Consider the following 19,116-nt stretch of genomic DNA (forward strand, 5'->3'; position numbering starts at 1 on the left):
TTCGCCAACCCAAGTCCGAAGATTGCTAATCTTCGGACGCACTCACAACGATTTCGCCCTCGCAAGTCTGAAGATACTAAACCTTCGGACACACCCACAACGATTTCGCCATCGCATGTCCGAAGATACTTAACCTTCGGACACATCCTTGATGATTTCGCCATAGCAAGTCCGAAGATCCCTAACCTTCGGACACCCCCACAACGATTTCGCCAACCCATGCTCGAAGATACTTAACCTTCAGACACACCTACAATGATTTCGCCCTGACAAGTCCGAAGATCGCTAATCTTCGGACACACTCACAACGATTTCGCCCTCGCAAGTCCGAAATACTCAACCTTCTTTGACACCCCCGCGATTTAATGACCGTAACGACGCCCCCGTGAAGATGACAGAAACTAATACCTAAAACAAATGAGGCCAGGGCAATCCTGACCTCATTTTTATTACATATTTTCTTCAAAAACATCAGTTACATCATGTGGACCATATGATTGATTGGAGGGGATGACTAGTGTGATGTCTGTAGCAGGATAATAAGAAGAAGCAAAACTTACTCCAGGATCATACCCCATCACATGATATTTATAAATCTCAGATTCTCTTTTAGAAATCCATACCCCATAGCCATAAAATTCATCATCCTCAGTATGTACGTGAGGTGTTAAAAGCAGGTTAGTAGTTTCCTTGCTTACTAATTTATGGCCAAAGAGAGCATCCCAAAATTTCATCATGTCGGGTGCAGTGACAAATGCTCCACCATCTGATCCTCCCTTAATCGGAATGGAGTACATATTTGTTCGCCATGTTCCATCTTCTTCGTTATCGATATACCCTATTGCTGTGTTTTTCGGAAGATTATCGAGAGAATAGTATCCCGAGCCCTCCATATCACATGGTTTAAAAACATTCTCAATCACATAATCTGTAAATGATTTCCCGGTTTTCTGCTCAATGATTAACCCTAATAAAATATAGCCGGCATTGTTATAGTGAAATCTTTCACTAGGTTCAAACATCATACTGTTACTCTGGAACAATGGAAGAAAATCCTTCAATTCACGAATTAGGTACATCGGATTATCTTTCCAAAGCTCCTCAAAATCATCCATTACGGCTTCATCAAAATAATCAGGGACACCGGAAGTATGAGTTAATAAATGGTGGATGGTAATATTCTCAGCGAAATTTGGAAACTCAATATTCAAGCAATCTCTTAATCGTGTATCAAATGTTACGAAACCTTTTTCAACAAGCTGGCACACTGCGATGGCGGTAAAAAGTTTGCAGCCAGATGCGATTCCAAACCTTGTATTGATCTTGTTCTCTAGTTCTTCAGCTCTATTGGAAAAGCCGTAAGCTGACTGGATCATTATTTCATCGTGTTGTTTGGCAAGAACAACTCCGGAAAACGTACTTTGGCTACAAAATTCATTTATTTTACTGTTTAAGTCTGAATTTAAAGTATTCATTCAATTAACTCCTTAGTCATATTCCAATTGGCTTTTGCAACAAACAACAATTATATTCAGGGACTCTATTAAACACTATCATAATTTTCTAGTTATATGTCGAAAGAATATTCAAACGGTACAAGTATCCTAAATTTAAAGATGAGTAATATTTATGCCTCGGTAAAATATAGTAAGTGAGGATAGTATAAGGAGGAGAATACATGACCTATCTTTTGCTATTAATTGGATTTGCATTATTAATAAAAGGTGCAGACTATTTTGTTGAAGGTTCCTCAAAAATTGCTGGACTTATGAACGTTCCTCCGATTCTCGTCGGGCTTACCATTGTTGCGTTCGGAACAAGTTCACCAGAAGCAACGGTAAGTATTATTGCGGCTATCGAAGGCAATGCCGATGTGGCAGTTGGAAATGTGGTCGGAAGTAATATCTTTAATATCACGTTCGTTGTTGGGATAACAGCCATGATTAACCCGCTGAAAGTTGAGAATGCAACGATTCGAAAAGAAATTCCCTTTACATTTTTGGCGAGCATTGCCCTATTTGTATTGATGGGTGATCTGGCATTACAAAATGCAACTGTTAATACTATTTCACGTACTGAAGGGATCCTCCTCCTCCTCTTTTTTAGTGTGTTTTTGTACTACATTATTGAGGTGGCTCGAAATAATCGTAATTCTGTAGTGGCTGAAACGACAGAAAAAAAATGGGGCAAAAATATTGCATTAACACTCGGTGGCTTAGCAGCAATCATTTTTGGTGGAGATTTAGTGGTAGATAACAGCATAAAAATTGCCTACTCATTTGGAATGAGTGAAACATTAGTTGGCTTAACTATTGTAGCCGTTGGAACTTCCTTGCCAGAGCTTGTGACATCAGTTACTGCAGCCATAAAAAAACAAAGTGAAATAGCATTAGGAAATATCGTTGGAAGCAATATCTTTAACATCTTCTTTGTACTTGGAGCTTCTTCAGTTATTTCACCATTACCGGTCGACGGTAAAATTTTCATAGATGTCATGGTAATGCTTATTTTAACAATCGTACTATTTGTATTCTCTCGAACAGAATTCAAGATTGCCAAATCTGAAGGAGGTATCCTTACAGTCGCTTACATTGCCTATATGGTATTTATCATATTAAGAGGTTAAATTTCACCGTGTAATGCGGTGTTTTTTATTTCAAATATATAGATTATTAGATGAAAAATATGTAAACTAAAGTAATATAAGAGTTAACAAAGCAGATTTATATTTTATTTCAAAACAGGGGGAAAGTTGATGTACAAACTCCGAGGTCACCATCTTTTTTGCCTTTTAGGTTATAGGGGAATGGGTTATTCCAGAGAGTACGTGGAAAATATGACGATTGTTCACCAGACCCTTAGAAACAATCCGAGGACACTTATTCAGATTGTTAAAGGACCAGATCATCTATGCGAGAAGTACCCGAATACGGGTGAATACCATTGCCAAAATGCGTCCATTTTCGAAAGGGATGCTATGATTTTAGAAAGAATGGGACTTCGAGTCGGACAAATTTTAAGATGGGAAGACATTGAAAATAGAATCAAAAAGCATGTCATTCCTGCAGACATTCAAACAGTGTGTGAATCTTGCTCATGGCGCTCCTATGGCGTCTGTGAAGAAGGGTTAAAGGAAATGATTGAAGGTAAAGGACTACGTGAAGTGAAATAAAGCAAAAAAAATGCCTACTACTAGTAACGGGTTCTGTATTGAAGTACAGAACTAAAAATAAAAGGGGAAATTGCAAGTTAAATCTCATACAAAAAAACACCGTATTAATTTCGGTGTTTTTTGTGTATTTATTCTTATTTAACGAAAGTACCTGTTAGTTTAAGTACACTTATTCACAAACCTAGAAGAACATATATGTTTTTACTGTTTGGCATTTCCATTTTTAACTTTATAGAAAGCTAACGTTAAACCAATAATTAAACAAATAAGTCCACCTAATCCTGTTGTAATTATAGATAATTCCTCTTTAAAAATGAACTCACTTATACCCAAAAATATAATAATTAACCAGCCTAAGACATTTATTTGTTGGGTTTCATTCAACCACCCTCATTGGTAGAAAATTAAATCCGTACTTTAACTCTACTACACCCTTAGTTAAATAACATCTCCTTTTATTTTAACAGAAATATCCAACAACCCAATATAATAAATAAGAAAATTAGTGCCTTTTTATCAAATGGATTAGCAAAGAAACACAAACTTCTGTCGCTTTACTGAAAGAGGTGCGAATTAGGTTACTAATTTACTTATAAACAAGCTAATTATCCCATTATATCAACAAAAGGAAGCAGTCAAAGTCATATACGAATTCGACTGCTATTTAATGTGTTATTTAACCATTTGTACTCGAAAACAGAATCCGTTATAGGACTAGGCATTTTTTACATTAAGTAAATAATGATGAAATATCCCATCATAACGCAAAGCCCCATTGGCACTCCGAACTTTGCCCACTCTTTACTAGTAATTTCTAATTTCCCTGCTGCGATAATATTAGGGATATTACCAGGAATAAGCATTCCGCCACTAATTAATAATCCTAAGAGTATCGATTGAATCGTAAAATGGTCCATTGCTGGACTGATTTCGGCCGCTGCTAAAGTGGCATTATCAAGAATAGCTGAAATCATATTTAGCCAGTAAAGAAGTAACGGGTCAAGCCCGATGAAATAACGATTGATCATTGGCTCGAAGCCTGCACCTAGTAAGGTTAACCCCATGACGAAAAAATAGATCTTTAACGCTCGTACAAGAATTTCTTCATACGTTTCAAGATTTGATTCCTTTTCAACCATTCCTTTTTTACGATTTGGTGGTTCCACTACAAGAGTGGCTAATAACCCAAATAGAAGAAGTGCTGCAAAAATTTGAGGACCGATTAAGCTTATTAAAAAGAAAAACTCTTCATTAAGCTTACTGATTGCGATTGTTGATAAGGGCTCCCCTATGGGTGTTAATGCTGCCCCCATGCCAATTGAAAAACAGGCAATTATGACAAAGCGAATCATAGATGCACGTTCTAGTCTAAGTGAAGAAGCAACCAAAACAAGTACAAGTGCTGCGATGATGGCAGTTATGATACTTGAAATAAGCCCTAGGATAATGACGACTAATCCAATAAATAAGCGGAATGGGATTCTCCGACTCAGTCCAACAATGGATTTTTGCAATGGTGTATGAAACCATTTGAATAGCAACCCAGCTATAAAAACAGCTAACGTGATCTTGATGGGATCAACAGCTGCCCGTATAAATAGCTGACTGCTAAATACACCACCTACAACCGCAGCAAGAAGCCCCATAACAAACAGGAATAACTCCAGATTTTTCTCAACAATCCTGACCGAAAATGGTAAAAATAGCACAAAGATTAGAATTACTAAGAGTCCGATAATCATTCACATTACCTCAACTTTTCTTTTTGATGCGCCTAGAAGCAAGTATTATATTCATATGCAAAATTCGGACAAACTTGCTAAACAATTTTTTATCTTGTTTTATCAATGTATTTGATTTACAGAATATAAACACTAGATTAAGCTTTTGGAGAAACAAAAAAATTTAAAAATCGACTGTAACGAAATCGAACCTCAAGGTACTAATACATTGAACAAACAAAAATAAAATAGTGGGGAGAGGAAAATGGAGCTAGAGGAGCTATATAAAGAAATACAACCACGAATATATGCTTTTTTCTTTATAAAAACCTCTAGCAAAGAGATTGCGGAGGATTTAACACAAGAGGTATTTTATGAAGCCATTAAAAGCATGCATTCCTTTTCACAGCAATCGAGTATCCAAACGTGGTTATTCTCTATTGCAAGAAATCGGTTATTAAAGCATTATCGGTCAAAAAAATATAAAAATCAGCTTAACGAAATGCTTAAAAAGGAAACAGGAGAATCAATTACACCAGAGCAAGAAGTACTTAAGAATGAAGCCAAACAAAATCTGATCGAATATCTGAATCAACTAGATGAATTGTCAAAAGAGGTTGTAACACTAAGAATCTACGGTGAATTGTCGTTTAAAGAGATTGGCAGCCTGCTTGGAAAAAGTGAGAACTTTGCAAGAGTCACGTTTCATCGAGCAAAACTAAAGCTTCAAAAGGAAATGGAGGGATACCATGGATAAGCATCCTACACAAGCCATTATTGAAGATTTGCTTCCATTATACAATGAGGGCCTTCTAAGTACAGAAACAACAACATGGCTAGAAGGGCAAATACAAGAAAGTGAAGAACTTCAGAAACTGGTTACTCAATCAACAATACCGCTTGATAAAGAAGAGATTGATTCACCTGTCCAGCACGATAAAATGATTACTACCATCAAAAGAAGGCTTGCGCTTTATCAACTCATTTTTGTTGGGCTATCATTTTATTTAGCTATTCAGACATCCCTACTTAATGAAAGTTTTGGTTTTATTTTATGGTACGCGGTATTAGGATTACTCACTTACTTGTTTTATAAAGATATAAAAATTGTTTTTTATGTCTCTTTTATACCAATCTTTATTTGGTCAATTGGAGGCAATATAGCTGATTATATGAATGGTCAAATAGATACTACAGTTTCTTTAGGCAGATTCTTGTATCAATCCGTAATGGGTTCTACCTTAGTTACACTGATTCATTGTTTATTTGCATTCATTGGTAGCTTGATTGGTTTTTTCTATTTAAAAATAAGGAACGGTGAGGATCAATGAAAAAGCGAAAAGTTATTTATGGTGTGATTATCGGAGTACTCGTTGTGTTCGTCCTTTTCATCTATAATGCTTTTAATGGGAATCCAGTAAGTAAATTTTATTCAACAAAAGTTCTGGAACATTATTTGGAAGAAACCTACCCAGAACGCGATTTCCGTATGGAAGAAGTGTTTTATAATTTTAAGTTTTCAACATATGATTTTAAAGTAATTGAAATCGGCAATGCCAGTCCAAATGGAAATGAACCAAAAACGTATGAATTTACTGTTAGAGGATTTTTGAAGCCATATGTAAACTTAGATACCATTTATATAGAAAATCTTGACGAACCTTTAATGGAAAAATTAAGTGGAGAAGCCCAAAGTGAAATAACAGATTTGCTAATGCAATCAGTACCTGCAGTGAAAGGTATTGGAGTTTCCTTAGAGGTCTTGAAAGGAAAGTACAATTCAAATACCAATTGGAACAAGGACATGGAGCTTGAACGTCCAATAAGTTTGCATATTGTTCTGGATTCAACCAATTCAACGGTAGAAGATGTATTTAATGAGGCTGAAGTCATTCAAAAGATGTTAAACGAAAATGAGTATACCTATGAATCGGTCACAATTAATGGGAACATTATTGATAATCCAAATGCTGAATATGTAAAAGATGATACGGGCTATGTAAAATATTCTGTTTCATTTGAAAAAGATACAGAAATTAACGTACAGAATATTGAAGTGTTTGAATAGTGGAAAGAATAACTGGGGGTTGTCCGAAAAGTCATTGAAAAATGACTTTTGAGGATAGCCCCTCGTTTTTTGTTTTTGGATATTACTTATAAAAGGGTTGTTGATTTCCGCTGCAGGTTACTCGCTTTCCGCGGGCGGTCCGGGAGCCTCCTCGTCGCAAGCTCCTGCGGGGTCTCCCCTGGCCACGCTTTTCCCGCAGGAGTCTCGTACCTTCCGCTCCAATCAACAAGGTTTCATTATTCAGTAATATTAGTATTAAAATTTTCTAAAAAAACACACAAAAAAATCATCCTTTTTAGTAAAATGAAGTTATGACACAACATTACTGAAAGGATGATTCTTTATGAGCAATCAATTGATTACTAAAGATAATTATAACATGGAGATGTCTTTATTTCCAGAGTGTGAAGAAGAGAAACAAGTATGTCAAAACACTGAAACCCAGAAAAGCAATAAACCAAAAGAGCCTAACCCTCGTAAGTTAGCCCCTACTTTCAAACCCTACAATAATCGTCAAGTTCATATGATTTATGATATTGAATCTCTTATTTCAGAACATCACGAAGCTCGTGTAGTAGACGAAATGGTTGAGTCAATCCCTGATGAAAAACTATTTTCGTACTATGTAGGTGGTGGCAGGAGTCCCTACCATCCTAAATTGATGCTTAAAATTATTCTTTTTGGCTATTCCCAAAAGGTTTATTCCTGCCGTGGAATCGCCAAATTAACAGAGGAAAATATCCCAGCTATGTGGTTGACAGCGATGCAACAACCAGATTTTCGTACTATTAATGAGTTCCGCGGTGGACGGATGAAAGATTTAATGGATGAACTATTTGAAGCTATGATTCGCAAATTGATTGAAGAGAACTACATATCATTCGAAAATTACTTTTTGGATGGCACCAAGATTGAAGCCAATGCCAACAAGTATAGTTTTGTATGGAAACGGGCCACTTCAAAATTCGAAGAGAAGTTAAAAGAAAAAATTAAAGAAACACTTCAGCATATCCATAAACTAACACAATCAGAAACTCAACCTGAACAACTATCAACCGATCAAGAACAAGAAATTACCGAACAAGAATTAATAGAAGTTGCGGAGGAATTAGAGGTAAAGGTTGATGCGCTAACAGAGGTAATTGAAAATGAAACGGATAAAGAAATTCGAAAAGAAAAAAGACAAGAACGTAGTCAATTAAAGAAATCAATCAAACAAATCCGTGAGGATTTCATACCTCGCATGACTAAATATAAGGAACAAAATGAAACGTTCGGTGATCGGAATAGCTATTCGAAAACTGACAAAGATGCCACCTTTATGCGAATGAAAGAAGATCATATGAAAAACGGACAACTTAAGCCAGGGTATAATGTACAAATGGGAACAGAGAATCAGTTTATTTTGTATTATACAATCCATCAACGACCTACAGATACACGCTGTTTTATCCCTCATATGGAGAAACTGGCAGCTTCTTCTCTGCCCATGCCTAAAGTAGTGAGTGCAGATGCAGGATATGGTAGTGAAGAGAATTATGTCTATAGCGTTGGGGAAGAGAAAGAGCAACGATTTGAGTTTCTTATTCCTTATGGGAGCTATGTACAGGAACAAACACGCAAATACAAGAAAGACATTAAAAATGCGAAAAACTGGACCTATGTTGAAGAAGATGACTGTTTTATTTGCCCGAATGGAATGAATGTAACATTTAAAAAATATCAAAACAAAAAGAATCAGTCTGGCTATGAGCAAAGCTTCAAAATATATGAATGTGAGGATTGTACAGATTGCCCTCTTAAAGCACAATGCACTAAAGCAAAAGGCAATCGACAAGTTCATTGGAATACAATTTTTGAAGAAATGAAAGCAAAGGCCAAAGCAGCCCTTGAATGTGAAGAAAAGACCGCTATCTACGCTCAACGTAAAGTAGAAGTAGAAAGTGTGTTCGGTCACATCAAGGGCAATCGGTCGTTCCGCAGATTTTCATTGAGGGGACTCAACAAAGTGAATGTCGAGTTTGGGATTGTGGCATTAGCCCACAACATACTGAAAGTAGCAGGCATCCGCCAGCTACTTTCAGAGAAAAATCGAACAACTCGAAAAGGCAAGGGAGAAAAACGACTCGTTTTTCTCCCTTGCCTTATTTTTTAGGACTTATGGGACAGCCCCTTTTTATTGACTTTTAGGATAGTCGGAATTATAGTTAATCATGTTAATAGTTAAAGTGTTTAACTATTTAAAGTGTATGAATCTTATTTTGTGAGGTGATAGTGAAATATGGCTAAAACAAACATTAAGGAATTGGTTGATTTATATGTAGATGTATCATTTTCAGTGAACACCATTGCAGATTCGCTTGTGAAGGAACAACTTGGAACCGAACTAACCAATGAACAGCATTATACACTTCGCTACATAAATAAAGTAGGTTCGTGTACTTCAACTGAACTTGCTGAGGTTTTTGAAGTGAAAAAAAGCGCAATTACTGCCATCATAAATCGCCTTTTTGAAAAAGGGTTAATTGATAGATCACGTGATGAAAATGATCGAAGACTTGTCTATCTAACATTGTCAGATAGAGGGGAAAAGCTGTTTTTAAAGACAGAGGAGCGAGTTAATAAACTTGTAGAGTCTATTATTGGTGAATTCTCTGAAGAAGAGATTGTTCAATTTTTAAAAACGTATGAAAAGCTTAATGGAATCCTTCAAAAGATAAAACAGAACAAGGTGGTGGAATAAGTATGAATTTTATCATTAAACGGAAATGGTTTGTCCTATTAGCATGGGTTGTGATCGTAGCTGGACTATTTCTAGCAGCTCCAAATATGGGAGATCTTGTGCGTGAAAAAGGCCAGATAACTGTACCTGATGAGTACTCATCCTCCATTGCAGGTCAAATATTAAATGATGCACAGACCCAAGAGGGTGGCGGAGATGAAACACAGGTGGCACTTGTGTTTCATGATAAAAAGAAGTTAACTGATGACGAAATCAAAGAAGCTGAAAAAGCCATCCGACTTCTTGAAGAAAAGAAGGATGAAATCGGTATTACTGAAATACTTACTCATTTTAATGAGGAAACACTAAAGGAACAGCTTGTTTCAGAGGACGGAAAAGCAATACTTGCTTCTGTAACAGTTAGCTGGAATGACCGGGAGCCAAAAGAGCTCAGTGATGCTTTGTATCAAGCCATTAAAGATGTAAAGGTTGACCATTATTATACAAGTGAATGGCTCATTAGTGAAGATCTCGTGACTAGTTCACAAGAAGGGTTGAAAAAGACTGAAGGTATTACAGTTGTCTTTATTCTTGTCGTTCTTTTACTTGTCTTTAGATCCCTCGTAGCACCGATTATTCCACTGGTGACAGTTGGTTTTACTTATCTTGCGTCACAATCGATCGTTGCGATGCTGGTTGATAAATTTGATTTTCCAATTTCAACTTATACACAGATTTTCCTAGTCGCTATTTTGTTTGGAATAGGAACAGATTACTGTATTTTGCTTTTAAGTCGATTTAAAGAAGAACTATCACATCGAGAAAGCTTAACAGAAGCAATCGTTGCAACGTATAAGAATGCGGGTAGAACAGTATTTTTCAGTGGCGTTGCCGTCATGATCGGCTTTGCTGCAATAGGTTTTTCTCAGTTCATTTTATACCAATCGGCTGTGGCTGTAGCGGTAGGTGTTGCAATTTTACTAGTTGCATTATTCACGGTCGTACCATTCTTTATGGCCGTTTTAGGGAAAAAATTATTCTGGCCTTCTAAGCAGAATTTAGAACATGGAGATAGTAAAATCTGGGCAGTTGCTGGAAGATTTTCATTAAAGCGACCACTCTTATCTCTATTAATTGTTGCTGCTATCATTGTTCCATTCTTAGTTGTGTATGATGGAGAGCTATCTTATAACTCTTTAGAAGAATTAAGTGGAGATGTAAACTCGATTAAAGCATTCAATGCGATTTCGGATAGCTTCAGACCCGGTGAATCCATGCCAACTCAAATCGTATTGAAAAATGATGAGGCAATGGACTCCACAGAGTATATCGAATTAGCCGAAAAAATCAGCCGCGAAGTGGAAACATTGGACCTTGTTGACGCTGTTCGCTCTGTCACAAGACCAACTGGTGAACCAATTGAGGATTTATTCGTTGCAAACCAAGCAAAAACGCTTGAGGAAGGTCTTGGTGAAGGAAAAGACGGATTAACTCAAATTAAAGATGGGCTTGAAGAGGCTGGTAGTGAACTTGCAAAATCAGAGCCAGAGCTTAAAACCGCTACAGATGGAATCGGTGAATTAATTACTGGAACTAATCAGGTAAAATCCGGCCTAACAGAGATCCAAACAAACCTTTCAAAGATTGAGTCGGGTATCCGTAGCGGTACAGCTGGAATCGATACGATGATTGCTGAAGTTGACAAAGCAAAGGCTGGATCAGAAGAATTATTAAACTATTATAATACGAAACTATTAGTCGGTTATAAAGATGCCCAAAGTGGAATTGCAGGTTTGCAAACTGGCTACTCTGAAATAGCAAATGCGCTCCAACAATTAACCATTGGTGTGAACCAACTAAATGAAGGTGGATTTGCTTATTTAGAAGGCTCCTATATTCATGCAGAGAGTGGCCAAAGTATCGCTGGCGATGATGTGTATAATGGAATGAAGCAATCCTTACAAGGAATCCCACAATTGTCAGCGGGGATTCAAGAACTAAACGGTCATCTTTCTGAGGTAAATACCGGAATGACTCAAGCTAATGCAGGATTTGAACAATTGCTTAAAGAACAAGCAGCACTTCCAGCTGGTCTTGAGCAGTTAATTGCAGGACTAGGAGAACTAAAATCTGGGCTTGTTCAAGCCGCAAATGGCCAAGGTCAAATCGTTCGTGGTATGCCACAAATCACAAATGGCTTAACAGGCATTAATGATGGCCAACAGCAGCTCCTTGATGGATTTGGAAGTTTAGGTGGTCAATTAACACAATTAACGGATGGACTGACTCAAAGTGCTGATGGTCTAGAACAGGTTTCAGATGGATTAGGATCAGCTCAAGAATATTTATCAAATCTTTCAAACTCTGAAGAATTAAATGCTTTTTATATGCCAGAAGAAGTACTAGAGAGTGAAGATTTCGCACAAGTCCTTAATGTATACATGTCAAAAGATCGCAAAGTTATGACATTGGATGTCATCTTTGAAGCGAACCCTTATTCCAACGAAGCAATGTCACAAATAGAGGAAATTGAAGCAGCTGTTGCAAGAGCAACAAAAGATACTAAGCTTGAAAATGCAGATGTCGCACTTGGAGGTATCACAAGTACCAATACGGATCTAAGTAAAATGTCTGACCAAGATTACTCACGTACAATCGTGTTAATGTTTATTGGTATTGCGATCATCTTAATATTCATGTTCCGTTCGTTAATCATGCCACTCTATCTAATAGGTTCATTAATATTAACCTATTACACATCAATGGCCATTAATGAAGTGATTTTCGTCGATATTCTCGGATATTCTGGAATCAGCTGGGCGGTGCCATTCTTTGGATTTGTTATCTTAGTCGCACTCGGCGTCGACTATAGTATTTTCCTAATGGATCGCTTCAACGAATACCGTGACATCCCAGTTGCAGAAGCAATGCTTCTTTCCATGAAGAAGATGGGAACTGTTATTATTTCCGCTGCTATCATCCTTGGAGGTACATTTGCAGCCATGATGCCGTCTGGAATGTTATCCTTGCTTCAGATTGCATCGATCACACTCGTTGGACTCATGCTCTACGCATTTGTGATTCTGCCATTATTTATTCCAGTAATGGTCAAGAACTTTGGAATCGCCAACTGGTGGCCATTCAAACGACCAACCAATTAATCAAAAAACGAGGCTCCCTGTTTTATGGGCCTCGTTTTTTAGAATGAAATTTACTATCACTAACTAAAACTACATTTCTTCTGCATGGTACAATGATTGTATTAGACCCAGTGGAGGTACAAGATGCATTTCATACAAATTGGCTCTCTAGCCATCATGACAAAATGGATCATCCTTGGAGTTGGCATAATCGCAGGCCTTATCGTTGCACGGGTTAGGTTAGTAAAAACAACAACAACTGACAATACAAAAAGTATTATCAATCTACTTACTAACGGCATTTTCATTGGCTTTTTAGCGTGGAAGGGAAGTTTATTCCTTTTAGAACCTGGACTCGTCATAAAAAGTCCGATGTCTTTACTCTATTTTACTGGAGGAACCAAAGGATTAGCGATTGCAGTTGTTATTATCATAGTCTATTTTCTATATCATATAAAAAAGAGGAGCGTAACAACAGTGCACCTCATTCGCTCAATGCTTATTGTCGTCTTCACAACCTCTATGATATATGATTTACTAGCGCTATTTTTACTTAGTGATGACAGCGTTTTTCATTTTATAAAATCTATGGGTGCATTCTTTCTTTTATTGTTGACACTCTATAATAAAGGACAACAAAAAAAGGAAGTGTTTCATGATATGAAAAAAGCAGCGTTAATCGTAGGTTTAACAGGACTCATAGTGTGGACGGTCAATAGCAATTTTTCTTTCGCTAACCCGCAAGAGAATATAAAAGCAACAGAAGTCGAGGTTGGAATTTCGGAAGGACAGTCAGCACCTGATTTTACCTTGAAAACAACAAGTGGAAAGGAAATGAAGCTTTCTGAATTTAGAGGGAAGAAAGTTATTTTAAACTTCTGGGCAAGTTGGTGTCCGCCATGTAAAGCGGAAATGCCTCATATGCAAGAATTTTATGTGGAAAATAAAGAATCAAATGCCGCTCTGTTATCTGTAAATCTGACAACTGCAGAAAAAAAGAGCTCAGATGTTGCGAAATTTGTGGATGAATATGAGCTCACCTTTCCAGTCTTACTTGATGAGGAAGGTCATATTGGACAAATCTATCAAGCTTACGCCATTCCGACAAGTTATTTAATTGATTCCAGAGGTATCATCCGGAAAAAAATTGTCGGGCCGATGGATAAGGAAATGATGACAGAGTTAATCAAAAGTGTGAATTAAAAAAGAAAAGTGAGATGTTCACTTTTCTTTTTTTTCGCCCTGATTTTGAATGAGTTCGTCCACCAAGCCTTCTGCCGCACGACGATAAAATTGGCTTGCTGTAATAAAAGATAGAATTAAAAGCACCTTTTTCAGCTGTTCATCCTCGGAAGAACCGATTTCCTCTGAAACATCTTTCATTTTTGTATCCACATCTTCTTTGAATTCAGTTGCATTTTTTTTATAAAGAGCAAGATAGCTCTTATAAAATTCTTCTAACTCGAACCCCTCATCATTCATGATTTTGTGATTTACACCATCAAGTGTTGACTTGATATCATTGATTGATAGCCCACCTTTTAGTTGGTAAATCAAACTTAGTAAAATTAAATGCTCTCTTGAATATTTTTTGTTTTTAATCGGAATAAGCAATTTACCTTTTGCGTAATTGTTGATCATGGTTTTCGTGAGGACCTTTTCATCCTCATTTCTTTTTGTGGTGTTAAACGTATTTTCAAAAAGTTGGATGACCTGGTCCATGTATAAATCAATTTGTGGAATATCCTCTAAAAAGATATTTTTATCAATATCTATATTCATGGTAACGACCTCATTTATAACGATATTATTTGTTATCTAGTTTACTCTATAACCATCAGAAAGTAAATGTTGACTACGTGGTGGAATGTGTATATGATTATAAGTAGTATTAGAAACTACGTGAAATAGTATCCTTAATAAATTAAAATTAGATGAGCGGTGATAAATATGAAAATTGTATGTTTTGGTGATAGTTTAACCAGGGGTGTTTCTTTTGTGAAAGGTCGCATGCGAATCTTGAAAGAAAATTATCCAGCATTTTTACAGCAATTTGCTTCTGATCACTTCACTATTATAAATAAAGGTGTTTTTAATGATAACTCAGATTTACTGTTGTCCCGAGTTGAAAAAGATGTGGTGGCCGAACACCCTGATTACGTAATCATAAATATTGGTGGCAATGATTGCAATTTCAAATGGGACGAAGTGGCTAAGAATCCTGAAGATGAGCATCAGCCAATAGTTCCAATTGAACGATATATGGAAAATCTGAAAAAATTAATTCTTCGAATCCAAGAAACGAATAGTACTCCAATTTTGATGAACTTACCACCACTTGACCCTGTTCGTTATTACAAGCTACTTGCTCAAACGTATGGGAGCTCAATCAGTCATTGGATTAGTCTTCAAGGAGGCATCGAGCATTGGCACGGTCTCTATAATCGAAGCTTGAATAGTTTAGCAGAGCAATTAAATGTCTTAAAAATTGATGTTCGTACAGCTTTGAAGCAATCTGGTAACTTAAAAGATTTTATTAGTGATGATGGGATTCATTTAACAGGTGAAGGGTATAAAACAATGAGTAGTACCATTTTCTCTTCTCTAGTGAAAACGAAATAAAAGGAGTATGCCACTTGTATAATAGGTGGCATTTTTCTATTCAAAATGGAATACAACAAAAGGAATGTGAAAAACTGTATATCAATGGACATAAGCAAATAGTAAAGTTAAGATAAAAACATGAAAATGAGTAAAGGTAGATGAAAACAAATGAACTATTTTAAATCTGATTACATACTTACGATGAAGGATATTGTTCGTGAGGGACATCCGATTTTAGCTGAGAAAACAAAGGAAGTTCCTGTGCCGCTTGCAGAAGAGGACAAGGAATCACTAATAAGCATGATGAATTATTTGAAAAACAGCCAGGACCCAGCACTTGCGAAAAAGTACGGTTTACGCCCTGGAGTTGGCTTGTCAGCCAACCAAGTTGGTCTCAATAAGCGAATGTTTGTTGCCTATTTTACTGACTTTGATGACAAATTGTATGAATACCACGTAGTGAATCCGAAAATCGTAAGTCATTCGGTTTCCATGACTTATTTGCCAGAGGGAGAAGGGTGCCTATCAGTCGATCGCCCAGTAGAAGGTTATGTTCCTAGGTATGAAAAGATTAAGGTGAAAGCATATGATATCGACGGACAGGAGTTTGTTCTTCGTCTTAAAGGATATGCATCTATCGTGTTTCAACATGAAATTGACCATCTCAACGGAATCATGTTTTATGATCATATCAGCAAAGAGAATCCATTTAAGCTTCCAGACAATGTAGAAATTAAGAGCCTCTATTAAACCATTGGTAATTCCAAAGAATTTTGGAGGGATAGGCGTGAAATATAATTTTGATGAATCAATTAATCGGTTGCAGACGAATTCAATAAAGTGGGATGAGGTAGAGAACCTATTTGGAGATAAAGAAATGCTTCCGATGTGGGTAGCAGATATGGACTTTAAATCTCCAAAGCCGGTCATCGATGCTTTAATAAAACGAGCTGAGCATGGGATTTATGGTTATACAACAAGACCAGATGCCTATTATGATGCAACAGTTGGATGGATGAAACGACGTCACAATTGGACGATTGAAAAGGATTGGATTACTTTTTGCCCTGGCGTAGTCCCGGCATTACATATTATTGTTCAAAACTTTACTAACCCTGGCGATAAAATCTTGATACAGCCACCTGTTTATTATCCGTTCATGAGCGTAATTGAAAAGAATGGAAGGGAAATCGCCTATAATCCTCTACAATTTGAAAATGGTCGTTATACCATGGATTTTGATGACCTTGAGAAAAAAATTGATCCAAGTGTAAAAATGATTATACTTTCAAATCCACATAATCCGGTCGGTCGTGTGTGGACAAAAGATGAATTGTCAAAGCTAGGTGAAATTTGTTTGAAACACAATGTCCTTGTGGTTTCAGATGAAATTCATTTTGACCTCGTTTATAAAGGGAATGTGCATACACCATTTGCTGCGATTTCTGATGAATTTGCTGAGAATTCTATTACATGTACGGCACCAAGTAAGACTTTTAATCTCGCGGGATTAAAAACATCAAATATCATCATTCCGAACAAAGAGTACCGAGAGAAATTTACGAAAGCAGTCGAAGACGCATTCATTAGTATGACCAATACATTTGGAGTAACCGCCCTTATTGCTGCCTATGAAGAAGGTGACGAATGGCTTGATCAACTCATGGACTACTTACAAGAAAATCTAAATTTCCTTAAGGAATATATTCAGACCCATGTTCCAGAGGTAAAAGTGATTGAACCTGAAGCAACGTATCTCGTGTGGCTGGATTGTCGACAGCTTGGCCTAGAAGCCAAGGAACTAGAGCATGTCATTCAAAAACAAGGGAAAGTCGCATTTGACGAAGGCTATATTTTTGGAAAAGAAGGAGAAGGCTTCACCAGAATCAACATCGCTTGCCCAAGAGCTTTATTAGAAGAAGGATTGAAACGATTTAGCCAAGCGGTTAAACAGAAAATTAAATAAAGAGATTCTAAGTGGAAAAAGATCTATTCTTTTTCCACTTTTTTAATATTCGAATAATAATCATCTTCTTAGATATTGTTGGATTTACCTGGTGATTTTTCTATTGAATGTATACGTGTTACATAATGATTATTAAAAGAATAAAGCGTTTTATATATATTTAAAAGCGTTCCCAAAAAATATTTTAGAAAAGGAGTGGAAAAAAATGAAGAAAAAAGCTGTAAAAAAGTTTTACATGATTACTTGTTTGCTTTTAGTAGTTGCGATTATCTTTTCAGGGTGTTCAAGTAAAGAATCCTCAGCTGATCCTGAAGATTTAAAGAACATCACAATGATGGCCAACCTGCATACTCCAGAGGTACCTTCAGACAAGATTGAAAAACTACTAGAAGAAAAGTCTGGTTTTGATTTAACCTTCAGCTGGACACCGGATTCAAACTATGAAGAAAAGCTTAATACTGCTTTTGCAACAGAAACACTTCCAGAAGCAACATTTTTGAAAAACCAGGCATTATTCATTAAATTTAAACAAGCCATACGTGATGGACAGTTCTGGGAGATTGGACCTTATTTAGATGAATACGAAAACCTGAGCAAACTATATGAACAAACTCTAGCAAATACAGCAGTTGATGGTAAAATTTATGCACTTTATCAAGGGAGACCGGCTGCTCGTTCAGGTATTATCTATAGAAAAGATTGGGCAGATAAACTAGGTCTCTCAACACCTGAAACCATTGAAGATGTTTACGAAATGGCACGTGCCTTTACTGAAGATGATCCAGATGGGAATGGTAAGGATGACACAATTGGACTTTCCGATTTCGCTGATTTATATTGGGGAGCTTTTAAAATTATCTCATCTTGGCACGGTACTCCAAATAACTGGAGAGTTAAAGACGGGGAACTTCTTCCTGAATTTATGTTCGATGAATATATCCAAACAATGGACTATATGAAAGATTTACGAAATAAAGGTTATATGAACAGCGATTTTCCTGTTACAAGTAAAGACGACCACAGGGCATTGGTGAAAAACGGTACTGCGGGTATTGTAATTGGACCGATGGGTGATATAAGCAGTATTCACGCTGATACTACTGAACTTAATCCTGACGCAACATTTAATATCACGAATGTAATCACTGGGCCAGATGGAGAGTATGGTATCTGGGCATTACCTGGATATGGAAATGTTGTATTATTCCCAAAATCATCTGTAGAAACAGAAGAAGAATTAAAAGAGATTCTTAAATTCTTTGACTATCTAATGAGCCCTGAAGGCTCTAACCTAGTTTTCTGGGGTATCGAGGGAGAACATTATGAATTACAAGACGGAAAAGCACTGGGTCTAGATACTGATCTGTCAACACGTGATGTAAAACCATACCAGTCTATCGAGATTGGAGAACCTACAACTAATGGAAGATACGATAGTATTTATACGCTAGATATTAAAGAAAAAGCAGAAAAACTAACGGTTGATAATGATCAATATTTAATCATGGATCCAACAGCTGCCCTGGATTCTGCAACCTATATTGAAAAAGGTGAAATGCTGAACCAAAAAATAAATGATGCAACTTATAAGTATATTCTTGGAGATATTGACTTAAATGGCTTTAAGGCTGCTATAGAGGATTGGAAAAAGTCAGGCGGAGACGCGATCATCAAGGAATATAATGAAGCCTATCAAAATATTAAAAAATAGTTTAAATACCCA

Annotated in this window: 17 protein-coding genes; 13 read left to right on the top strand and 4 right to left on the bottom strand. The window is 36.7% G+C overall.

Annotation, left to right across the window (positions count from 1 at the left end; genetic code table 11):
• Positions 1 to 449 precede the first annotated feature (449 nt).
• Positions 450 to 1,475, bottom strand: a complete 1,026-nt coding sequence (locus NST91_RS06060) for a serine hydrolase domain-containing protein (RefSeq protein ID WP_341330434.1) — start codon at positions 1,473 to 1,475, stop codon at positions 450 to 452.
• A 203-nt stretch (positions 1,476 to 1,678) separates the two neighbouring features.
• Here NST91_RS06060 and NST91_RS06065 point away from each other — a divergent pair, with 203 nt between their 5' ends.
• Positions 1,679 to 2,626: a calcium/sodium antiporter gene (locus tag NST91_RS06065; RefSeq protein ID WP_341330435.1), complete on the top strand. Its 948-nt coding sequence runs from the start codon at positions 1,679 to 1,681 to the stop codon at positions 2,624 to 2,626.
• Between the two features lie 129 nt (positions 2,627 to 2,755).
• Positions 2,756 to 3,172 (top strand): DUF1284 domain-containing protein, encoded by a 417-nt coding sequence (locus NST91_RS06070; RefSeq protein WP_341330436.1) that lies wholly within the window; start codon positions 2,756 to 2,758, stop codon positions 3,170 to 3,172.
• 201 nt (positions 3,173 to 3,373) lie between these two features.
• Here NST91_RS06070 and NST91_RS06075 read toward each other — a convergent pair whose 3' ends face one another.
• Complete coding sequence (locus tag NST91_RS06075; protein ID WP_341330437.1) at positions 3,374 to 3,556, bottom strand: hypothetical protein; 183 nt, start codon at positions 3,554 to 3,556, stop codon at positions 3,374 to 3,376.
• A gap of 341 nt (positions 3,557 to 3,897) precedes the next feature.
• The gene (locus NST91_RS06080; protein ID WP_341330438.1) at positions 3,898 to 4,914 is read right to left on the bottom strand and encodes a DUF1646 family protein; all 1,017 of its coding nucleotides are present in this window, start codon (positions 4,912 to 4,914) and stop codon (positions 3,898 to 3,900) included.
• Between the two features lie 244 nt (positions 4,915 to 5,158).
• Here NST91_RS06080 and NST91_RS06085 point away from each other — a divergent pair, with 244 nt between their 5' ends.
• From NST91_RS06085 to NST91_RS06115, 7 genes are all read left to right on the top strand, one after another.
• Entirely contained in the window at positions 5,159 to 5,650 is a 492-nt protein-coding gene (locus NST91_RS06085; protein ID WP_341330439.1) for an RNA polymerase sigma factor, read from the top strand.
• Positions 5,643 to 6,224: a hypothetical protein gene (locus NST91_RS06090; RefSeq protein ID WP_341330440.1), complete on the top strand. Its 582-nt coding sequence runs from the start codon at positions 5,643 to 5,645 to the stop codon at positions 6,222 to 6,224. The genes NST91_RS06085 and NST91_RS06090 overlap by 8 nt, the downstream gene beginning before the upstream one ends.
• The gene (locus tag NST91_RS06095; protein ID WP_341330441.1) at positions 6,221 to 6,961 is read left to right on the top strand and encodes a YfjL-like protein; all 741 of its coding nucleotides are present in this window, start codon (positions 6,221 to 6,223) and stop codon (positions 6,959 to 6,961) included. The genes NST91_RS06090 and NST91_RS06095 overlap by 4 nt, the downstream gene beginning before the upstream one ends.
• Before the next feature lie 343 nt (positions 6,962 to 7,304).
• Positions 7,305 to 9,116, top strand: coding sequence for an IS1182 family transposase (locus NST91_RS06100; protein ID WP_341330442.1), 1,812 nt, complete (start codon positions 7,305 to 7,307; stop codon positions 9,114 to 9,116).
• Positions 9,117 to 9,242: 126 nt separating this feature from the next.
• Entirely contained in the window at positions 9,243 to 9,704 is a 462-nt protein-coding gene (locus NST91_RS06105) for a MarR family winged helix-turn-helix transcriptional regulator (protein WP_341330443.1), read from the top strand.
• 2 nt (positions 9,705 to 9,706) lie between these two features.
• Positions 9,707 to 12,844 (top strand): MMPL family transporter, encoded by a 3,138-nt coding sequence (locus NST91_RS06110; protein ID WP_341330444.1) that lies wholly within the window; start codon positions 9,707 to 9,709, stop codon positions 12,842 to 12,844.
• A gap of 123 nt (positions 12,845 to 12,967) precedes the next feature.
• Positions 12,968 to 14,026, top strand: coding sequence for a peroxiredoxin family protein (locus tag NST91_RS06115; RefSeq protein WP_341330445.1), 1,059 nt, complete (start codon positions 12,968 to 12,970; stop codon positions 14,024 to 14,026).
• An 18-nt stretch (positions 14,027 to 14,044) separates the two neighbouring features.
• On the opposite strand, the gene NST91_RS06120 is transcribed toward NST91_RS06115, so the two are convergent.
• Entirely contained in the window at positions 14,045 to 14,605 is a 561-nt protein-coding gene (locus NST91_RS06120) for a DUF1836 domain-containing protein (protein WP_341330446.1), read from the bottom strand.
• Positions 14,606 to 14,773: 168 nt separating this feature from the next.
• Here NST91_RS06120 and NST91_RS06125 point away from each other — a divergent pair, with 168 nt between their 5' ends.
• The 4 genes from NST91_RS06125 to NST91_RS06140 all read left to right on the top strand — a co-directional run bounded on the left by NST91_RS06125 (position 14,774) and on the right by NST91_RS06140 (position 19,104).
• Positions 14,774 to 15,445, top strand: coding sequence for an SGNH/GDSL hydrolase family protein (locus tag NST91_RS06125; protein WP_341330447.1), 672 nt, complete (start codon positions 14,774 to 14,776; stop codon positions 15,443 to 15,445).
• 150 nt (positions 15,446 to 15,595) lie between these two features.
• Positions 15,596 to 16,177 (top strand): peptide deformylase, encoded by a 582-nt coding sequence (gene def, locus NST91_RS06130; RefSeq protein WP_341330448.1) that lies wholly within the window; start codon positions 15,596 to 15,598, stop codon positions 16,175 to 16,177.
• Positions 16,178 to 16,214: 37 nt separating this feature from the next.
• Positions 16,215 to 17,393 carry a MalY/PatB family protein gene (locus tag NST91_RS06135; RefSeq protein ID WP_341330449.1) on the top strand — a complete coding sequence of 393 codons (1,179 nt, stop codon included), beginning with the start codon at positions 16,215 to 16,217 and terminating at the stop codon, positions 17,391 to 17,393.
• A 205-nt stretch (positions 17,394 to 17,598) separates the two neighbouring features.
• The gene (locus NST91_RS06140; protein WP_341330450.1) at positions 17,599 to 19,104 is read left to right on the top strand and encodes an extracellular solute-binding protein; all 1,506 of its coding nucleotides are present in this window, start codon (positions 17,599 to 17,601) and stop codon (positions 19,102 to 19,104) included.
• The last annotated feature ends 12 nt before the right edge of the window (positions 19,105 to 19,116 follow it).

Source organism: Ferdinandcohnia sp. FSL W7-1320 (assembly GCF_038050315.1).
Taxonomy (GTDB): Bacteria; Bacillota; Bacilli; order Bacillales; family Bacillaceae_L; genus Ferdinandcohnia; species Ferdinandcohnia aciditolerans.